This window comes from Chryseobacterium proteolyticum (assembly GCF_046591535.1).
GTDB lineage: Bacteria > Bacteroidota > Bacteroidia > Flavobacteriales > Weeksellaceae > Chryseobacterium > Chryseobacterium proteolyticum.
Genome location: NZ_JBJLWK010000002.1, coordinates 1 through 20,698 on the forward strand (window position 1 = coordinate 1; position 20,698 = coordinate 20,698).

Here is a 20,698-nt window from a genome sequence, read left to right on the forward strand (position 1 = left end):
CTTTATCAGGGGTTTTTAACACCTGGGCCTGAAATAGACTAACTACTGTTTCTTCTTTAGGATAAATTACGTCTGTATTATTAAAATCTATGAGTATTTGTTTTAATTCTTCTTCGGATAAATAATTGATCTGTTCAATAGCAGCCAGAGGATTTTCTAGTAATTGAGTAAGAAGATTCTCAAAATGAGAAAACATTTTTTCTATTAAACATCCTTCATAAATATCTGTATTATACTCTATTATAAGATGTAATGAATCCGTTTCAACAAATCTAAAACTAATATCAACCTGTGTTGTTTTGTTATTGAAGTCGAAATAGCTTATTTCTATATCCGATAATTCTTCGGTATTTATATTATTTAATTGAGATTGATTCTGTAATACTACCAAAACATCAAATAAGGTAGAGCGACTAGTGTCTCGCTTTAAATTTAATTTGCTTATTAACAAATCAAAAGGATAATTTTGATGATCGTATGCTTCTAATAAAGTTTCCTTTTGATCAACAATCAAATCTAAAAAACTAACTTTCTCTTTTATTCGAGTACGTATTGCAAGGGTATTTAAAAACAGTCCTAATTGATTCTCTAAATCCGGATGTTCTCTTCCTGCTATAGGGGTACCAACAATAATGTCATCCTGACCAGTATATCTATACAATAAAGTATTAATTCCAGACATTAAAGTCATAAACAATGTCAGGTCATTTTCCTTGGAAAAGCGGTTTAATTTTTCTGAAAATTCTCTACTAAAAGTATGTTTTACCACATCTCCATTGTATGTTTGAACTAATGGACGGGTTTTACAAATTGGCAAATCTAAAACAGGGATCTGCCCTGAGAATTGATTCAGCCAATAGGTTTCAGCTGCTCTATATTTTTCGTGCTGCAACTCATTATTAATCCATAAAGTATAATCTTTATATTGAATTTTTAATTCCGGCTGATCAATGGTCTTACCTTTTCTTAAGGCATTATATGTTTTTGCAATTTCGTCTATAATTAACTCAATTGTCCAGCCATCTCCAATAATATGATGCATTGACAAGAAAAATACATGCTCATCTTTTCTTAGCTTAATTAAAGAAGCACGTATAAGCGGGGCATTTTCTAAATCAAAAATTTCTTTATTTCTTTCAGATAAATAATTTCTAACTTTTTCTTCCTGATTTTCTGTGGAGCTATAATCTTCCTGTACAATTTTAAAGTTTAACTGATTTTCCGGCAATATAAATTGCTGAACTTCTCCTTCATTATTTGTTTTAAAATACGTTCTTAAAATTTCATGGTGGTTAATTAGTCTTTTAAACGCTTCTTCAAATTTATCAATATCAAGAACTCCATTCAATTTCACTGCAGCAGGCATATTATAAGCTAATGAACCCCCTTCTAACTGGCTCAATATCCATAATCTATTTTGAGATGCCGTTAAAGGATAAGAATCTGCATACGGAGCTTTTAAAATTGGTAAATAATTATCATCCTGTAATTGTGTTGTAATCTTTTTGATAGTAGCATTTGAAAAAAATGTCTTAAAAGATATTGTCTTTCCTAGCTTTTGATTTATTCTATTTATGATCTGCCCTACGATTAAACTGTGCCCTCCCAATTCAAAAAAATCATCATGAATGCCAATTTTTTCAATATTTAAAACTTCCTCCCAGATTTTCGCCAGAGTCTCCTCTGTTTTATTTCGTGGGCCAACATAGGTTTTTCTTATCAGATCAACGCCAGATAACTCTGGTAAAGATTTTTTATCAATTTTTCCATTTGGTGTCAGCGGTAATCTTTCCAGTGAAACATAAAACCCAGGAATCATATGATCTGGTAATTTGCTTTGTAAAAAACTGCGTAAACCTGATTTGTCTACAATAGTGCCAGCCACTAAGTAGGCTACCAGTACTTTTTCCTGATTATGTTCTTTTACTTCTACTACAGTCTGTTTTAAATCTTTAGAATATTGTAGAATTGTGTTTTCAATTTCTCCAAGTTCGATTCTAAAGCCACGCAATTTTACCTGTTGATCTACTCTCCCATGAAACTCAATAGTTCTGTCCGACAACCAGCAGCCAAGATCTCCAGTATCATACATCTGCTCCTTGTCTAGAAATGGATTTGCAATAAACTTTTCCTTGGTAAGTTCCGGTTTATTCAAATATCCTCTTGCTAAACCAGCCCCAGAAACATATATTTTTCCGGACACTCCAATTGGTACGGGCTGTAGTTCTTCATCTAAAATATAAACCTGAGTATTAGCAATCGGCTTCCCGATAGGAATGATTGATTTATTAGAATCATCCTTCGTTACTTTATATATGGAAACGCAAACCGTACATTCCGTAGGACCATAAGCATTATAATAATCTATTCCAAGTTCAGTAATACTTAAAGCCACCGAAGGGTTCGCAGATTCTCCGGCTGTTATCACACATCTCAATCCTGAAATATCATCATTTGACAATAGCCCTAAATAGCTTGGAGGAAAAGTAACAACTGTTGCCTGGAATGTTTTTAAAAAAGTTACAAACCGCTCTTTATCTTTAATCTCATCTTCTGCAGGAATCCCTAATGCAGCCCCACTATTTAAAGCCATTAAAATCTCTGATATTGAGGCATCAAAAGACACTGAAGCAAACAATACTACCTTATCTTTATCTGTTATTTCAAAAGCTCTAATCTGATCCACAAACATATTTACTGCACTGTGATGCTCAATCATAACTCCTTTTGGCTTTCCTGTAGAACCGGATGTATAAATTATATAAGCCAAATCTTTAGACGAAATAACCGTATTAATATTAGCTGCGTCATACTTGTCCCACACTATCGAATTTGCAGATATTAAATCACAGTTATCAATGTTTAGTGTATTTGTTCCATCATTAATCAGCAATTTTAGGCCGCTATCTTTGATTAAGTACTGAATTCTTTCAAGAGGATAGTTAGTATCAATTGGTAGATATACCCCACCTAATTTTAAAATTGCCAGAAAAGAAATTATTCCGAGATCAGATTTAGGCAAATAAATACCAACAATATCCCCAGTATTTATTTTATATTTAGAAGAAATATAATTTGCAAATTGATTAGCCTTTTGATTTAGTTCTGAATAAGTTAATTCTGTTTCTCCAAACATAACTGAAATATTATGAGGAGTTTTCTCTACCTGTTCTTCAAATAATGCAGCAATCGTTTTGTCTTTGGGATAAACACCTTTAGTAGCATTAAAATCTACAATGAGTTTATCTTCTGCCTCTTCTGTTAATAAAGAGTATGAGGATAAATTAGAGGTTATATATTTTTTTAAATTGATTATAAAATAAGTAAAATGTTGAGCCAGATAATCTACAATTTCTTTTTTTATAAAAACTTCATCATAAATAATATGAATATCCATATCCATATTTTCATTGATTTTAAGATCAAATAAAATTCCGCTACAATAGGTATTATTTTTAGAATTTACAGTAATGCTAAAATTTGAAAAGCTGCTTAAATCAAGTATATCATCAGTCTCATTTACCTTATATTTATTAAGATGAGTTAAACTCACTAAAATTTCCTCTTTAACTTCTTGAAGATAATCCTTAAAAGGCATATTTAAGTTTACAGGAAGCGAAAGAAGTAATGAATTGTATGGATCGAGACAATTTGAAGCAAGATAACCATCAAACTCACGTATTAACCTCTTTAGTAGAAAAGAATAAATAGCGGTTATCACCGTATATTGTGCTATTAGATTATCACCTGTAATTTGATTAAAATAAGAAAGATCCTCTCTATCAATTCTAATATTTGAAATACTTTTTTTTTTCCTTTAGAAGTTTGATATTTTTATCTCTATTTAATACCTTTTTTTTCCAATACTTTGAAGCCAAATGAAAACTATTTAATTCTTCGTTTGCATTCATAAATATATTTTTTGTTTAAAGTCACTGATAGTCTTAAGCGCGTATGATACTGATTTCTTTACATAATAAAATAGATGAACTGTTTATATGCCATTCTATTTTTCCTGTTAGGTCGGTACTATTGGCTGTACAAATAAAATTATCAGTTGATTATATATATTAACTTTTTGATAAACATTGTCCATAGATGAACATCGTTTTACTTTGTATGTCCGGAAAATATCATTGGCTTTTACAGAAATCTTTTAAATTTAAATCTTATAAAAGATGTAGCGTCGTTGATAAGTAGGAAAACTTTTAGATTCTCTTGACTGAGTTGTAGCGCAGTTTTTTTTTTCACCTTGGAATTTAATATGCATAGCATACCAATGTAATCTTACATTCATATTTCTTTTGTTTCACATGATTAGTTATTCTTCAAAACTCTGTCCTATGCATCACAACTAATTTTGCAAAACTTAAAAAGACAAATAGATTAAAATCCCAATATTGAGACTTAAGCATGAGTTTTAAAATGCTTTTTTATATATTTTTTTCATAATTTAGTGATGTAGCGAAAATAATAAAAAAATTTAATTTATTGATCATTTTATTATAAACCGTGTGTTAATTAATATAACATCCTGTATAACAGCATAAAAAAAAGTATAAAACTTTATCCAATCAATACAAAAAAATTCTCCTTCCAGTGTTTTAACTGATTAACTATTAATATAAATCATTAATGAAAGATTTAAAATAAATAAGTCACTAAAAAAAGAGTTAAAATAAACTTGGTTTCATTCTAAAATTAGTAGTACAACTATTTCATGGAACCAGACTTTTGCTCATATTGCACCTGGTAGATTTAATGGGAATATTGCTGAAATAGATTGGAATAATTCAGAACAATACTGGCGGAGTTCAAATCACCCCTATTTGAGGTTACAATGGAGATCCAATGCAAGTATCAGTAAAAAATGATGGTCAACAATATGAACTTCAACCAATAAAAAAAATGAATAATCTTAATGATTAAATTTTTAAAATATACAATTTTCGCTTTAATATTAATAGGTTGTTCTTAACCTAGTGATAAAATAAGAAATGTCATCTTATATGATAATGGCAATACAGGCTATTGGAATTTAGAATGGCCTAGAGAAGAGCCGAATATTATGGATTTACCTTTAAGTTGGACAAAAATGGTAGGGTAACCAAATATTCGTATTCGAAAGTAAAGAATAAGAGATGGATATTTTCGGATTCAGAACTCATGGATAGAATGGAATGGGGAATAACTAATGACTCTATTTTCACACTCATGAACTATAATTCTCAAATAAAAGTTACAAAATACAACAAATATTGAAAAATAAGTATCCCCTAAAAGTCACAGAATTTATTAATAATAAGATAAATCTATTCATTGAGTGGGTTTATTTTTATAATATATTTCAAAAATCAAAGTATCTTTTCTTAAAATTAAGCCGGCTTTTTCTATATAGTTGCTTTTTATTATATTGTAGATATGCAAATCGATTTAGAAGAACTTAAACAAATTATTCCTTATGTCAAATTAAAAGAAGATAATAGTTACTTGATATCTTATCCTTGTTTTATCAATTACTTTAAATTAAAAGATAGGTTGAGTAAGCAAGATTTGATTTGTAGTGCGTTTATGATCTATGGTTGGATGCCAACGATCTTAAAAAAGATTGATTATACTAATATAGATAAGATTGTCGATCTGTTTAATAAAGCAAAATCAAGTGATAATATTCTGACCGAAATTGAGATTAAAAGCTTGAAACCTTTTACAAATAATTCTTTGGTTGGATTATCAAAACTTCTTCACTTTATTAACCCAAATGTTTATCCTATCTGGGACAGTAAGATCTGCAAATATTTTTTTTTCTAACGGTTTTTATTCTAAAATAGGCAACGTCTCAATTTATTTAGAATATGTAGATGCAATAAAAGAAACTATAAAATTTGGCTTACCAAATGATTTTGATAATTTAAGAGAACAATTTGGTTATGAAGTTACTGATGTGAGATTGATTGAATTAGTTATCTTTTTAAAATCAGTTTAACGGTTAATTTTTATTGTTGTAAATTTGTGTAGCGTTTAATTAAATTTGAATTTATTACAAGAGAAATTATAAATCTCACTCATTTATACAAATACATAGGTACTCCAATAAATATTTGCTGCAGAGTTTTGTGTTTAGTCAATTTCACTTTAAATGAAAAAAAAATTGTTATCCCAATATCTTTTTAGTCATATTTTGGAAAGTACTAAAATATAAGAAGAACAAAACTTATTATTAATCTAATTTACAAACTCAAAAAACTTTCAACTTAATAAAAGCTAATTATAGTATAAAATTCAAGCCTACGGGTTAATTACAGTCTGGAATATCACCTTTATTATCTCTGAAATAGTTATAGACCATTGTTTTCTAACCTGTGAGATCCATTACCTTTTTAGGTTTTTACTTTACCATTTTCGTGACAATGCTAATTAAAAACCAGTTCTACTATCTTGTTTTTCTTTTCCTGTGCTTGTAGTCTTTTTTCTTGATTAAGGACAGCTAATATGGTAAACCTTTTTGTTCCACTAGTTTATAAACAGGTTTTGATAAATCTTTATAACGGTTTTGCAGTAAGCTTTTTAACTTTGAAGAAATCGAAACAGTCTTTGTTGCTTTGTTTTTAAATTGTCTTTCATAAAAAGCATCTGCATATGAAAGAACAACATTTAACAGTGAAAGAATAATATTAATATTAGCATTGGCTTTATTTTCCAGCAACTCCATATGAATTTTTGTAAAAAGCCAGGTAATAGTCTCTTCTTCCTCCATGGTCACAAACAACGCATCATTGATCTCATAACTGAAACATTTATACTGATGGATTTTAGCAGCAATCGGATTTTGTTTGAGGAGATCAGGATAGAAAACAAATGCATACCCGTCACAGAAAGTCAAGGCTGTCCCAAGAAACGACCTGTCACGGCTTGCTGAAAAGCATCAATCCGTTCTCGGTATAATATTTATTATTTCCGTAATTAATGTCTCCGTTAAAGTTTTTCTTCAGCGAAATCTTAAAAAGGTTAACCTGAATTTCATCACTCACCTGCGGAAAATTTGGAATAGCCTGTTTGCACACTCTGCTGTCCATTAATGGATGATGAGGAAGTGAAAGATTCAGATATTTGTTGTATGATATTAAATCATTAAAGGTTTTCATAGCTTCAAAATTGCAAAATTCTTTCAAAAAACTTTTAGCAAATGTTTCGATATTTCTTCATTCAAATAAAAAAAAGCGGACGAAAAAATTAAGCCAGGTTATGTTATTTTTTCTGCTCAAAGATTTAAGTATAAACGATCAATACTTTTCTTGAACCACACAAGCAAGTAAATTGAACCGTACACAAAAGTAGAATATGCAATAATACCTGAACTTTGTCCTATTAAATTAAATAAATCAAAATGTCAGAAATTAAAAAAAATACAGTTAGGTCAAAATGGACCTATGGTTTCAAAACTTGGTTTGGGATGCATGAGAATGTCATCAGTTTGGGGCGGTTCGACACCTGATGAAGCAGAAAGTATTGCTACTATTCGTCAGGCATTGGATAATGGAATAAATTTTCTCAATACCGGAGATTTTTATGGTGCAGGTCATAACGAGATGCTCATTGGAAAAGCAATTAAGGGAAGACGTGAAGATGCATTCATCAGTGTCAAGTTTGGCGCTATTTTCCACAATGGTCAGTGGATTGGAATGGATCTTCGTCCTGTAGCAATCAAAAATTTTGTCAATTACTCTCTTACCCGTCTGGGAATTGAGACCATTGATCTTTATCAGCCAAGCAGGATGGATGGCAGTGTTCCTATAGAAGATATTATTGGAACAATCGCCGGTCTTGTTAAGGAAGGGAAGGTACGTCATATCGGAGTATCGGAGATCACAACGGATCAGCTTCGTAAAGCTAATAATATATATCCAATCAGTGCTTTGGAAATCGGATACTCTTTGGCAGACCGCCAGATAGAAGAAGATTTATTACCTGCCGCCCGAGAATTAGGAATCGGTGTCATCGCTTTCGCAAATACTGCGGAAGGGCTTTTGAGCGGGGATCTTCAGTCACCATTATCAGAGAATGATTACCGAAATCATTTCTCCCGTTTTAAGAGTGAAAACCTGATTCATAATCTTGAAAAAGTAGAAGTGCTCAAACAGATGGCTCTACGCAAAGGTTTCACACCGACACAGCTTGCTATTGCCTGGGTAAAGGAACAAGGTAAGAATATAATGCCTCTCGTAAGTATGAGCCGCAGATCGAGACTACCTGAGAATATTTCTGCAATGGAAATTATATTCACTCCTGAGGAAATGAACATTTTAAACACTACATTTGCAATAGGCGCCATAAAAGGCGGCACCTATCTTCAAAGATAATGGAAAGTCCAGCAGAGATTTTACCCGGCGTTATATTTTATTCCTATCTTTCTTCGGAGCAGAAACAAAAGGTCTGCTTTTGGAATCATCATACCTTAGTTTTACAGGTTTCAGGTCAACTTGTCTTGGAGACCTCAGAGCAGAATATTTCCATCTCTGCGGGAGAGGTTTTATTAATACGAAAAAATCAATTGGGAACCCTTACCAAAACACCTCTTCCCGGCGGACATTATGAAACTATCGTTATATCTCTGCAGGAAGATCTAATGCGTAAGATTATTTTGGAGGAGAGAATGGAAGCGGCTGGTAAATACATTGGACTTCCTAATTTGATAATCCCTCATAATGAATTTCTAAAAGGATATTTCCAGTCTATTGTTCCCTATGCCAGAAACTCAGGTGCTCAAATGACCGACGAAATGGGACTTTTAAAAGTGAAGGAAGGCATTAAACTTATGATTCTTGCCATGCCTAAACTACAAAACTTTCTATTCGATTTTTCTGAGCCTTACAAAATAGATCTTGAAAAATTTATGCTCAGCAATTATCATTTTAATATTTCGGTTGAAAAATTTTCCCAATTGACAGGAAGAAGCCTTTCAGGATTTAAGAGAGACTTCCAGAAAACATTTGGAATGCCCCCGCGAAAATGGCTGCAGGATAAAAGATTGAATGAGGCAAGACATCTCATCGAAAGTAAAAACCAACGTCCATCTTCCATTTATCTTGACCTGGGATTTGAAAGCCTTTCTCATTTTTCCTATGCTTTTAAAAAGAAATTTGGAAAAGCACCTACATTAGTTTTGTAAAAAATGATAATTAATACATATGAAGCGGCTCTGGGTAGTTTAAAACTCTTCAGAGCCGGCTTTTATATGAGTATGATACTATTTGATATTTTAATGTACCAAACTATATTTTCCAATCTAACTATCTAGTAATATCATACTATTTCCTATTTCTTAATTAAATCTTCATTTATAATTAAAAAACCGTTGAATCCAACGTAAGGCCTACTATTCTACTAATTTTTTTGATTTGTAGAATTAAAAGCCATAGACAAAAAATGAATAGAAATTATTTGTAAAAATGAATTTTGCAACTCTTGGTTAATTTGACTCAAACGAACCAAATCGTCTATAAAAGTGTTCGAAGATACGCTTGTCTTAATCACAAGACCAACATTTGAAGATTTCACTCTTCGATGTCGGTTTTTTTATGTCCTAATCCGTTATATATTTCGTATATTAAATATATTGTCCCCTAATATTAACAAAAAATTGATTCCTTTTTTCATAGATTCTAAACACTAATATACTTTTTGAGTACTTCAAGAAGATCTGCCTGCTTTACAGGTTTGGGAAGAAAATCATTCATTCCGGCCTCAAGGCACTTTTCTTTTTCACCCAACACATTTCCTGCCGTAATGCCTATGATAGGTATATGTTCATATCCCGGCAGCATTCTGATATTGCGTGTTGCCTCAATACCGTCCATTATTGGCATCTGTACATCCATCATAATAATGGAAAAGTGTTTTTTCCTGCATTCTTCCAAAGCCTGCAGTCCATTGACTGCTTCCGTCAGATGTATATTGGGAGCAAAAGATTTCATTATCCTATTATTCAGGACCATATTTACTACATTATCATCAACCAAAAGCACTTCTAATTCCGAGGTAAATACATGCGTAACTTTCTCAGAATAATCCTTAGTAATTTCTACTGAATAACTTTGGTCTACTTTTTTTTAAAGTTTTGTATAAATCATGTGATTTGATGGGTTTCAAAAGTAAATGAGCATTATCAATTTTTCTAACTGAATTAAGTATGCTCAGTTCTTCAGAAGAAGAAGAAAGTACTATAAATGGTGAAGTCTCTTTTCGCTGATTGAACAGCTCTGTTATTTTATTTATTGTTTCCAATCCGGACATAATAGGCATATGATAATCCATCAGGATAACATCAAATCTCTCACCTTTCAACAAGATCTCTAAGGCTTTCATCCCATTAGAAGCCAAGGTAGACTTGATATTTTTATAGGTAAGCATGTGCTCAAGAATAATCCTGTTGGTTTCATTATCATCAACCACTAAGGCCGTTTTAATAGTTATTTCCTCCTCCTCTCTCACTTGAGGAATCTCGTAAGGAATCTCAATGTCAAAGAAAAATACAGACCCTTTTTCCCTTACGCTGTTCAGCGACAAATGACTTCCCATATATTCCAGGATAGTGTTAGAAATGGTAAGCCCCAAACCCGTGCCACCATATCGTTTACTGATGGAACTGTTTTCCTGAGTAAAGGCATTAAAAATGTATTTCTGTTTCTCAACAGGGATGCCAATTCCTGTATCTCGTACCGAGAAGCGCAAAGCGATTGTACGATCATTCATGTGCAACTTCTCTACTTTTAGCTCAATCTCTCCCTTTTCTGTAAACTTCACAGCATTCCCCAGAAGATTGATCAAGATCTGTTTTAACCTTGCTTCATCCATATAAAGTATTTTTGGAAGGCCCGGCTCAATATTGAGAAGTAGTTCGATATCTTTTTTCTGGGATTGATAAATGATCACATTTATTACCTGGCTTAACATATCATAAACATCACATTTTTCAATCAAAAGCTCCATTTTTCCGGATTCTATCTTAGAAAAATCCAATATATCATTGATGATGCTAAGCAGGTTTTCTCCTGACTCATTGATATAATTAAGATATTGCATCTGTGTTTCATTCAGCGGTGTCGTAAGGAGAAGGTCTGAAAAACCAATAACTCCGTTTAAAGGAGTCCTAATCTCGTGACTCATATTGGCCAGAAATTCGGATTTTGCCTTGCTGGCTATATCTGCTGTTTCTTTGGCATTTTTCAATTCTTCATTTATCTTTACAGCATTTGTAATATTCTGTATAGAAATAATTACACCACCTATTTCATCTTTTGTAAGATACCAGGGTCCAACTTTAAGGTCGTAATGCTGGGTTTCTTCTTTTCCTTCTACTTTTAGCGTAAAATCACCGTTAATATACGTTTTCCCCAATAGTGCATTCTCATAGATCTCTTTTCCTTTTTCGGGAATATTAGGTGATATCGTGAATAGATTATTGCCGATAAGATCTACATTATTCATACGGAATTCCTCTCTCCATCTGCTGCTTACAGCAATATAGTTGAGGTCTTTATCAAACATGGCCAAAGGAACAGGAACATCAGTGACAAAAGATTGCATTATTGCCTCTTTCCGGGAAACCTCGAGAAACATTTTTTTGAATGCATCAATGTCCTGAATGATTCCGAAAACCCTTTTGCAAATATCATCTTCAAATTCAGGAATACCTTTTACTCTTACCCAGGTCGTAACTCCATCATTACGTGAAAGCTGAAGCTCCTCATCAAAAGGAATTCCTTGTTGTATTGCCCTGTTAAACAAATATTTTATTCTTTCTCCACTTTCTCCTTTGTAAAATCCCAAGGCATTTTCAAAAGTAGGCTGGAGATCATCTTTCAGTTTGTGAATTTCTCTTGTACTTTGAGACCAAAAGATCTTTCCGGTCTTCATATTGACCTCCCAACCTCCAACTTGGGCTACTGAACTTGTTTCCTCAAGCATTTCCTTAGTATCAAACAGATCTTTTTCTAACTTACCACGACGAATAAGGTCAGATTTTAGTTGTATATAAACAAAAATGGTTACACCAATGGCTGCAATGGCAGAAAAGATAATGAACAAAACCGTCCACTGGGAAGATTTTTTCAGATCTTCATTTTTTATAGCAAGTTGAACCTCCTCGTGTTTTACAAATTTCTGAACGAGTCTGCGACATCTGTCCATAGCCTCCTTGTTTTGTACAAGTTCCTCCGGACTCATTAATATTCCTTGTTGACGATTCTTAATAAGTAAGGCATATTCCTTCATCATCATTTGTGAAGCATCTAGCAGTTCATTTAAGACCTTAATCTGATCTTTATTTTTAAGATTAAGCCTATCTTTATTCGAAACGAGCAACGGATATTCATCTTTGCTTTTATTGAAAGGTTCAAGAAAATTTTCCCGGCCGGTAAGCTGATATCCTCTATTTCCCGTTTCAGCATTTAAAAGAGTATTTAATAAATCTTTTGCTAAGCTTATAGATTCTTTACTTTTTATGAGGTTTTCCCTATTCTCCATCTGCTTATGTATGCTGACATAAGATGCTATAGAACTAGCAATCAGAAGTACCAAAGAAATCACTACACCAATTTTAAGATTTCTTATAATTTTTTTCGGCATGGAATAGTATTTTGTAATAAAAATAGGTCATTTTATATTAGTAGCAAATTAATTTAGAAATTTGTCGGAAAATATTGGAAATGAGTACAGATCATAATGAGTCTATATTCCGGAGAGAAACTCTATATTAAAATGCTTATTATCAATTCCGAAAAATTTCAGTTCTGTATGAGAATTGATGCGTCATTCTCTCGATCTGACTGCTGCTTTGCACGAAGAAGCAGATAAGGAGAAAGAAAAGCAGCATATTGCATCATTTCATTGAATCACAATCAATTTATGATAGAATATTTACTGATTATATAGCCTGAGAATTTCCACCAATTCAGGTATAGATCGTATCTTCAGCTTCTCAAACAACCTGTTTTTATACGTACTGATCGTTGATGAATGGAGATTCAACTGATTAGAAATTTCTTTAAGGGGAAGGCCTTCTGCAAGTTTATTGGCAATTTGCAATTCCCGGTCTGATAGTGCTTCAAGGGGAGAATTTTTTCCTGAGCCGGTTAATGATTCAAAAAAAATCGCTTCTTTTATATTATCACTGATATATCGGCCTTTACTGACCATCGCCGTTAAAGCGGTCTCAATTACTTCAGCGGAACTCAGCTTGCTTAGATAGCCTCCTGCCCCCATTTTTAGATAGCGCATCCCATACAGCTCTTCATCCTGTGAAGAAAATATTAGAGTTTTTAATTCAGGCTGGTGAATCTTTATGTAATCTATTGCTTCCTGAACAGTACCATTAGGCATATTAACATCCATAATGGCCAGATCCAGCTTTTCATTCAGAATTAATTTGTACAGCGATTTATAATCCTCTACTTCTGAAATGATGGCATCGGGAATCAATCGTTTGATCGTTTGTATCAAGCCCATCCGAACAATACCATGATCATCTGCTACTACAATACGAATGTTTACTTTTAAACCCATTATTCTATAAATTTATGTAAAAAAAGGGAAACCGTAGTGCCATTATCTTCAGTGGAAATGATTTGGATGTTTCCATGCAGCAAGGATATAAAATTTTTTACAATTTTCAAACTTAACCCAGCTCCTTTCTCGCCAGCAGTCCCCAGGAATATAGGATTACCATACGTATAGATCGCAGGTAAATACTTTTCATTGATTCCCATTCCGGAATCAATTACAGAAAGCACAACCTGATCACTCTCTGTAATTACCTGTAAATAAACATCCTGTCCCGGAAAGGAATATTTTACCGCATTGTTAAAAATTTTATCTAAAACGTATTCGATCAACAGGCGGTCGCTTGTAAGAAACGCGTTATGATCTCCCTTAAAATAAAATTGAATATTTTTTTCTTTTAATTTAGCAGCGTATTTTTCTTTTAAATAGTGAAAAAGATCTATCACCATAATTTTAACGGGTCTAATCTTAAATTCCCCGTATTGCGTTTTTAGCCAGGCAACGCTGTCCTGGATAGTTTGCAGATTCTTCTGGGCATCTTTTTTTACCTGCGGCAACAACTTAAAAAAATCTTCCTCACTTATGGTCTTCTGCTCTAGCTCCTCTATCAGCCACAGAAAGGTTCCAAAAAGTTCTTTTGAGTCATGAGACAATATCGAGATCAGTCCGTTCTTAAAATTGATTTCGTTTTCGAGTCTTTCAATTTTCAATTGTAGTTCGTTGATAAAATCATTCATAAATTAAGTATCACAGTTTTAGAAGCTTTTGAATTACTTTTTTGAAGAAGGCAGAAAGGTATATTGTTTCAATATGATTAAAAAATACAGTTCAGCCCTTTCTTCCAGGAGTTAGCAAGTTATAAAAAATATCATATTAGTAAAAAGAAAAATGAAATAGTATCTATTTGAAAACAATAAATGCATTATTTTATTAACTAAAACTTGCTTTGCATGACGTGAAATTTCGGCAGAGTTTCTATTCTGTAAAACCGTTTACCGGCACTACCGGAAAAGGTAAAAGATGGAGCATGCGACAATATCATCAGATTACTGATCGAATCTAGCCAAATGATGCAAATTAAAAATAGGTGCCCGAAGCGGCAATAATTGATAGCCAGACACCAAAATATATTGGGAATCCTGGACAGTTTTGTGTTTGGACCAACCGCTATAATTGACCCTCAGCCATGAAATATTGGAATGAAATACTTACAAAAAGAATTATTTGAAGGTATAAAGCTTATTTATGTCTATGGAGCTTTTTAAGGAATTCCGCCGGCATTGAAAACAAGAGATGAAATTGAAGTTGAAATTCTAAAATATTGACTACTCTAAAGTATTGTTAAATTGCCGTAAAGCTATAATAAACATTGATAGAGTAAGTGGTATTTTCCTTTCCTACTAAACTTTGAGCGCCCGCAGGTGGTATGGTGTATCTTATGTTCAATCCCCGGTCCAAAACCGGTGCTCCGTTAAAAAGTATTTTTTGAGGAGTTTTGGATAAGGGAACATTTACAGAACTTCCATCTACGCCTATTTGTAATATGTTGGAATTGATATCGGTCTGGAGGCCACCTTTCTTGAAATAATTTTCGTCCGATTTAACATAGAGCTCGAAATTTTCATTGTTGGAAAGCATAATTTGGTTTGGAACCATTTGTGACTGACCATTGGTGTAATGGGCAGCGGTATTAAAATTGAAATTTACATTTCGGCCGGAACTGGGAATGGTAATTTCCGACAGAGGGAGCACCTTTATCTGAACAGCCGTATTTTGTAAACTATTGATTGAGCTATCTATGCTTCTGGCATTGAAATTCAATTCAAACGTATAAGTTCCAGCTTCAAAAAAATAGTTTTTAAAATCTTCCGCAGACACATGAAGCTCTGGAATAAAGCTATTTCTGTTTCCCGCTACAACACTGAAATTAGCCGTGGAAAAATTCTGAAAATCGGCAGATAAGGCTTTGGTCGTGAGAGCTGAGCCATTGCTAGCCAATTTAATGCTTGCTATATTTCTGGCTCCTGAAACACCTTTAGAGGAAGTGAACTGAACGTTAGTGGAAGCAGCTTTTGCCCAAAAATTAAAATCGACCGTATGCGCGATTTCCGTATTCCCCAAATCCCATACCCGCGTGCCCGTATTGCGATAGTCATTCAAAGAAGATATTTCTATGTATTTTGTTAAAGAGTTTGTAATCCATCGTATAGATGAAGGAATCACTAAAATAGTTTTAAAATTACGTGGTGTAAAGTCATTATAATTTTGAGTAATTTCCATGGAGTAATTCCCAGCCCGAAAGGTATTGGCAGTAAATTGTGAAGCGGGAATTTTAAATGTAAAATTGATATTTCCCCGATTGAACCCTCCCCCAAGACTGGTCGATGGTGGTTCAAACCATTTTATGGCGCTTGTACTGAACGACTGAAAACCTGGTAAATAACCTGTTAATCCGGTATATGGCAGCTGCCCACCCATACTTTCCAACTGCCACAGTAGAATGGAAGCGGGTAAAGTAAGCGAGGAAGAAGAGTGGGTAAAAGTTGGTCCCGAAACAGAGGTAAATGTAGGAGCTGTCGGGAGTATCCCTAAAAAGGCATAATCCCAGTTTGTTCTGTTGGCGTTCGTCATTACTCTTGTAGGTACTGAGGTAAATTCGCTCCTGTTAAAAATATTATTTTCAGGAACCGAAAGGTACACATCCTGAGCTTTCGTAGCTGTAGATCCGCAAAGTACAGTAAAAATTCCTATTAAAAAAGCCCTCTTCTTTTTCATACTTTTAAATTTAAAACTTTTTCACCTTAATGATGGTGTCTTTCTTCTTGTATTCAAAAATCACGGTTTTTGAGTAACCTTCTTTTGTCACCAAAATGGTTTGGGTGGGTTGTGTATAGCTGTATTTGTCATTTTCAATATAGAGATCATACTTGCCGTCTTTGAGGAAAAACTCAAACTCATTCTTTGGGTTAACCACTGCGGTATAAATTTTACCATCTTCCCCTTTTGCATATACTACAATTCCTGTTACATCTGTTTCTACAGTATCGTAAGCTTGTTTAATCTCCGTTAATTTCCCAGTTACTCTGATGTTTTTTACCAAGCCCACTTTGCGGTTGATATTATTGTGCACCATAATGACAGGATCCGTCATCAACCGGGAGCCCGCACTTTCGTTCACCTTCAGGGTATAAGTACCTTCAGGAACATTCTGAAAAACTACTTTTCCATTCTTATCCGTCATCGCTACATAATTGTCCAGTTTTACAATTTCATTAGCAAGTACCGATTCACCGGACTCCAGAAGTCCATTATAGTTTTTATCTTCAAAGAACTGGAATGCCACTTTATGATTTCCTAGAGCCGTAGCGGTGGTAAAATATTTTTTAATTCCCACCCTGAACTGGTAATAACTGCCGCTGCTTGCATATTCAGCCGTAGATTTATAACCGGAAAGATTAAAATAACCTGTGGTGGACCAGGAAGGCGAAATCTTATATTCCAGATTACCGGTAATATTGCTGTTTAAATTTTTATAAAGTTCCGAATAGAAGGCTCCGGCAGAAAAAGATCCGGTCAGATTATGATTGAGCATCTGGAAATTATACGAGGCGTATACATTGTAGTTGGCAAAATTACGGTCTGCATTGTAATAAGAAGTTAAATCAAAGACACTGGTAGCATTCCATTGGGCAGTTCCGTTAAGGGAAAATGATTTATATCTGTAAGATAAAGTTGTTTTCAGACTATTGAACCAGTCCTGTTTATTGTTCTCTTTTGAATAAGAATATTCCGCCGTTAGGTTGAATCCATGAGCACCTAATGTCGTGCTTATATTGGCTTCCAACTTGTATGAAAAAAGCTCCTGTGATGTATAAAAATTAGCTGTTTTCTGGTTTTCAACCTTTGGAGAAAGTAGAAAATTCCACTTCTTTAAAGAAAACTGATAGCCTAACCCCAAAGCTTCTGTACTGTTGAAATAATAGCGCAAATTAGCGGTATTCCCCGGTTGGATTGGCTCACTTTGGAAACTTAGGAACTCAGGTTCTACCTGCGAATTCTGATATTGTATAAAAGCGCGTTGAGAAGCGGAAAATTGGTGACCGATTCGCTGATTTGAGAAAAAAGATCCCCGCTTGATCCCTGCATAGCTTTTAGTGGCAAAGGAATTGAAAGATTGTATATCCCATCTCCCTATTTTCCCCTCATAATTGGCTCCCATTAAAGCTCCAGCATTTTCATCTTTATTCGAAAGACCTTCTTCGTGGCTCAGGCCCATCTCCATGCGGATGGTGTGTTTGTCATTAATTAGCAATGAAGTTACTGCATTCGCTACCTGTGTATCTATGTTAAAGCGCGGATCATGGTCGAAAATATAGGATACTTTCCCGTTGAAAGATTTAGCATTCCCAAAACCATATTTTGCACCCACCATGGTAGATCCTTTTGTTTGTTGGAAATAAGTACCATACAAGTTATAATTATTTTCAAGCGCAAGAATTTCAATCTGATTGTTTTTACCAAATTTCGTAGAAACTTTCCCTCCTCTACCGAAAATCGGGTAATCGTAATCATTGCTATTAACATTTCCCACCCGTAATACCGTATTTTTTCTCTCCAATTCCAGCCAGGTATCATAGAAGTTATAACGGCCGTCTTCATGATAGTAATCTGCACTAATATTGAAACGCGATCTCAAATTATCTGTCACCCGAAACGCTGTATTCCCTCTCAATTGAAAATAATTGAAACCTGAACTGTTTTCATTATAACTAATTTCCGCAAAATTACTTCCGCCCATCGCTTCGTTTCCCCGGGCAATTTGTCTGTTGTGCGATAAAACGACCAGATAGAGCGTGTTGCTTCCTACTATTTTATTATCAAGCAGATCTGTGACTATTGCATTAATATTAAATTCGGGATAAATTGTATTCTGTTTTCTGACCGCAATTTTGATCTCAATCGTTTGTTTTTCTAAGCCCTCCAGAGATACGGTTTGTTGCTTTGGCATCATTTCCAAACCATCGGGAATGGATTGCAAATCAATCTTAACGGTTCGTTTACTGTACCCTTGGTTTTCTACAGTCAGCAGGATTGAGGATTCGGGCACAGCAGGGTTAATGAAATTTTCATATGTAGCTGTATAAATTGCGATATTTTTGTTCTCGCCTTTGGTAACGAAGAAAGAGGCATTTTCAGTTCTGGTAATCGTCGGGGTAACGTACGAAATCTGGAATTGGATCTCATTGGACCGAAGTTTCATAAAATCCACGTTGGCGATCAGTTTCACAGGAAGATTTTTAGACTGGCCCGCACCTAAGATAAAATCATTTTTAGGATAGAAAAGCAATCCCGGATATTTTTCCTTGGGTATAATATTCTGAATGGTAATCTCTTCAGAACTTTTATTCTCAATAACCAGGAAATTGCTAAAAGTAGAACCTTTCTCAACAGCTACGCTGTCATTTTCAAAATGGATTTGAATATCCTTCTTTTCCTGCGCAAAGGCCAACGAAAAGTGCAGAAAAACAATTACAAAAAATAAGATTGTTCTTCTTAGCAATGATATCGGTATTCCATTCTGTGGTTTCAAGACTTAATTTTAAAATTTAAAGTTTTTTTCTCCTACGCGTAAATCATTTGATTCTGCCATTTTGATAATAACCACGCCAAGGAAGTTCCCTGAAATGTTCTCTGGCAAGGAAAATTGAACGACCTGATTGGTATCGGGAAGCATAGAGATGGAAATTGCGGGTAATTTTATTTCCTTACCACTGTCTGTATTAGTGAGTTCAAACTCAACGGTGGCATCATTGATGGTGTTTCCATCATTATGGATACTTACTGCGACTTTTCTGTTCGCTGCATTCTCATTACTAGCTTCTGAAATATTGGTAATATCCAAACTTTTTACGTGGTTACCCGGTGGAGTATAAAAGATGTGGAGTCCCACCTCAAATAAGGTGATAATACCAATACCATTCTGAATACGTGCCTTATCAGCCTGCTGAGGAAGTTGGGTGAAAAACAACATGCTGTTTGTGACGGCAGACTTTGATGCATTTGTAGGAATCTGCATGGTTACTACAATTTCCTTTGTACTTTTTGCAGGAACTGTTACAGTATTTTCTAAAGTAGATATCCAGGACGCATTGGAAGCTTTTGAACTGCCTGCTTCAAGATAAACCTTATTTCCGTCTTCTTCTCTAACCCAATCTTTATAGTTGAGATTAAAAACATAATCCTTATCGGAGCTGTTTTGAAGCGTGACTGTCTTTGTTACTTTTTCACCTGGATTACCTGTAAAAAACAACCGTGTAGGCGACATAGAAATACTTTGTGCCAGAAGTGAGGAATATCCCGCGAGGATAAAGAAAATGAAAAGATAAATGAACTTGTGCATGGTGTAAATAGTTTAATAATAAAGATTCCCAAAACTACTGAAAACGCATCAAAATGGACCTTTACAAACTAAAAATTTTATTATAAAGCAGTCGCTGTATAAGTTACTGTTTGCGTATAAGTTCCGGCCGGTTTACCTAAAATATCAGAAGATGATGATTTTGCAGCTGGAATGGTGTAGTCCAGATTCAGTGTTAATGCGCTTCCGAGAGGAGCGTTTGCTACTAAAGTTTTTTCTCCTGCTGATAAAATCACATCAGTTTTTGTTCCGCCCATATTTCCAGGAGCTGCTGCGGCTTTGATTGTCAAAACATCTACAGGGATGGAGTTTAAACCATTGACGAAAGTCGGGCCACCTGCTTTTACCTTTATATTAAAGTTCTTCGTTGAGGTGATTTTCAAAGCCGAGGCCTGAGCCACTGTTTTTTCCGAATTATAGTCCATTGCAGTAACATAGTTAAAGGCAACTGTCCCTCCCATTGCAGTACTTCCTGCATCAATGGAGATTACATCGTTCAGGGTAATGTTTACGGTTGTGGTTGCGGTTGTATTTTGAGCTTGAACATTGTTAGATCCTAACATGATTGCTCCAATAGTTAAGGCTGCGATTGCGATTTGTTTTGTCATGGTAGTATTATTAATTTTTATTCTTGTTTATTTGCTCTCTTTTGAACACTACAAATCTACAGTGGCGATAAAAGTTTCTTTGTAGTGGAAAGAGGAAGTTGATGTAGTAAAA

Annotated in this window: 14 protein-coding genes; 3 read left to right on the plus strand and 11 right to left on the minus strand. The window is 34.2% G+C overall.

The features are described from left to right. The coding region (locus ACJ5H0_RS05880; RefSeq protein WP_411248082.1) for an amino acid adenylation domain-containing protein at positions 1 to 3,598 on the minus strand (3,598 nt) is incomplete at its 3' end. A gap of 1,823 nt (positions 3,599 to 5,421) precedes the next feature. Between ACJ5H0_RS05880 and ACJ5H0_RS05885 the strand changes: the two genes are divergently transcribed. Then, on the plus strand, positions 5,422 to 5,811 hold the full coding sequence (locus ACJ5H0_RS05885; RefSeq protein WP_411248084.1) for a hypothetical protein: 390 nt from the start codon (positions 5,422 to 5,424) through the stop codon (positions 5,809 to 5,811). A gap of 676 nt (positions 5,812 to 6,487) precedes the next feature. Here the strand turns inward: ACJ5H0_RS05885 and ACJ5H0_RS05890 are convergent. Together ACJ5H0_RS05890 and ACJ5H0_RS05895 are read right to left on the minus strand one after the other, a co-directional pair. Then, entirely contained in the window at positions 6,488 to 6,883 is a 396-nt protein-coding gene (locus ACJ5H0_RS05890; RefSeq protein ID WP_411248086.1) for a hypothetical protein, read from the minus strand. A 22-nt stretch (positions 6,884 to 6,905) separates the two neighbouring features. Continuing rightward, entirely contained in the window at positions 6,906 to 7,145 is a 240-nt protein-coding gene (locus ACJ5H0_RS05895) for a hypothetical protein (RefSeq protein ID WP_411248088.1), read from the minus strand. 285 nt (positions 7,146 to 7,430) lie between these two features. Here ACJ5H0_RS05895 and ACJ5H0_RS05900 point away from each other — a divergent pair, with 285 nt between their 5' ends. After that, a complete protein-coding gene (locus tag ACJ5H0_RS05900; protein ID WP_411248090.1) occupies positions 7,431 to 8,360 on the plus strand; it encodes an aldo/keto reductase in 930 nt (309 codons plus the stop codon). After that, a complete protein-coding gene (locus tag ACJ5H0_RS05905; RefSeq protein WP_411248092.1) occupies positions 8,360 to 9,169 on the plus strand; it encodes a helix-turn-helix domain-containing protein in 810 nt (269 codons plus the stop codon). Before ACJ5H0_RS05900 ends, ACJ5H0_RS05905 begins: the two co-directional genes overlap by 1 nt. A gap of 493 nt (positions 9,170 to 9,662) precedes the next feature. Here ACJ5H0_RS05905 and ACJ5H0_RS05910 read toward each other — a convergent pair whose 3' ends face one another. The 8 genes from ACJ5H0_RS05910 to ACJ5H0_RS05945 all read right to left on the minus strand — a co-directional run bounded on the left by ACJ5H0_RS05910 (position 9,663) and on the right by ACJ5H0_RS05945 (position 20,586). Continuing rightward, positions 9,663 to 9,974 carry a response regulator gene (locus tag ACJ5H0_RS05910; RefSeq protein ID WP_411248094.1) on the minus strand — a complete coding sequence of 104 codons (312 nt, stop codon included), beginning with the start codon at positions 9,972 to 9,974 and terminating at the stop codon, positions 9,663 to 9,665. Between the two features lie 97 nt (positions 9,975 to 10,071). Further along, the gene (locus tag ACJ5H0_RS05915) at positions 10,072 to 12,627 is read right to left on the minus strand and encodes an ATP-binding protein (protein WP_411248096.1); all 2,556 of its coding nucleotides are present in this window, start codon (positions 12,625 to 12,627) and stop codon (positions 10,072 to 10,074) included. Between the two features lie 291 nt (positions 12,628 to 12,918). Beyond that, complete coding sequence (locus ACJ5H0_RS05920) at positions 12,919 to 13,563, minus strand: response regulator (RefSeq protein WP_273648385.1); 645 nt, start codon at positions 13,561 to 13,563, stop codon at positions 12,919 to 12,921. Beyond that, on the minus strand, positions 13,563 to 14,297 hold the full coding sequence (locus ACJ5H0_RS05925) for a sensor histidine kinase (protein ID WP_345987778.1): 735 nt from the start codon (positions 14,295 to 14,297) through the stop codon (positions 13,563 to 13,565). Before ACJ5H0_RS05925 ends, ACJ5H0_RS05920 begins: the two co-directional genes overlap by 1 nt. 604 nt (positions 14,298 to 14,901) lie before the next feature. After that, complete coding sequence (locus ACJ5H0_RS05930; RefSeq protein WP_411248100.1) at positions 14,902 to 16,335, minus strand: hypothetical protein; 1,434 nt, start codon at positions 16,333 to 16,335, stop codon at positions 14,902 to 14,904. Positions 16,336 to 16,345: 10 nt separating this feature from the next. Then, positions 16,346 to 19,150 (minus strand): hypothetical protein, encoded by a 2,805-nt coding sequence (locus tag ACJ5H0_RS05935; RefSeq protein ID WP_411248103.1) that lies wholly within the window; start codon positions 19,148 to 19,150, stop codon positions 16,346 to 16,348. 9 nt (positions 19,151 to 19,159) lie between these two features. Further along, positions 19,160 to 19,960: a fimbrial biogenesis chaperone gene (locus tag ACJ5H0_RS05940; protein ID WP_411248104.1), complete on the minus strand. Its 801-nt coding sequence runs from the start codon at positions 19,958 to 19,960 to the stop codon at positions 19,160 to 19,162. A gap of 80 nt (positions 19,961 to 20,040) precedes the next feature. Continuing rightward, complete coding sequence (locus tag ACJ5H0_RS05945) at positions 20,041 to 20,586, minus strand: peptidoglycan-binding protein LysM (protein WP_411248106.1); 546 nt, start codon at positions 20,584 to 20,586, stop codon at positions 20,041 to 20,043. Positions 20,587 to 20,698 lie beyond the last annotated feature (112 nt).

Excerpts from the sequence above, each read along its gene's own strand:
- ACJ5H0_RS05885 (WP_411248084.1), top strand. The coding sequence starts at position 5,422 with ATGCAAATCGATTTAGAAGAACTTAAACAAATTATTCCTTATGTCAAA.
- ACJ5H0_RS05895 (WP_411248088.1), bottom strand. The coding sequence starts at position 7,145 with ATGAAAACCTTTAATGATTTAATATCATACAACAAATATCTGAATCTT.
- ACJ5H0_RS05900 (WP_411248090.1), top strand. The coding sequence starts at position 7,431 with ATGGTTTCAAAACTTGGTTTGGGATGCATGAGAATGTCATCAGTTTGG.
- ACJ5H0_RS05905 (WP_411248092.1), top strand. The coding sequence starts at position 8,360 with ATGGAAAGTCCAGCAGAGATTTTACCCGGCGTTATATTTTATTCCTAT.
- ACJ5H0_RS05910 (WP_411248094.1), bottom strand. The coding sequence starts at position 9,974 with ATGAAATCTTTTGCTCCCAATATACATCTGACGGAAGCAGTCAATGGA.
- ACJ5H0_RS05915 (WP_411248096.1), bottom strand. The coding sequence starts at position 12,627 with ATGCCGAAAAAAATTATAAGAAATCTTAAAATTGGTGTAGTGATTTCT.
- ACJ5H0_RS05920 (WP_273648385.1), bottom strand. The coding sequence starts at position 13,563 with ATGGGTTTAAAAGTAAACATTCGTATTGTAGTAGCAGATGATCATGGT.
- ACJ5H0_RS05925 (WP_345987778.1), bottom strand. The coding sequence starts at position 14,297 with ATGAATGATTTTATCAACGAACTACAATTGAAAATTGAAAGACTCGAA.
- ACJ5H0_RS05930 (WP_411248100.1), bottom strand. The coding sequence starts at position 16,335 with ATGAAAAAGAAGAGGGCTTTTTTAATAGGAATTTTTACTGTACTTTGC.
- ACJ5H0_RS05940 (WP_411248104.1), bottom strand. The coding sequence starts at position 19,960 with ATGCACAAGTTCATTTATCTTTTCATTTTCTTTATCCTCGCGGGATAT.
- ACJ5H0_RS05945 (WP_411248106.1), bottom strand. The coding sequence starts at position 20,586 with ATGACAAAACAAATCGCAATCGCAGCCTTAACTATTGGAGCAATCATG.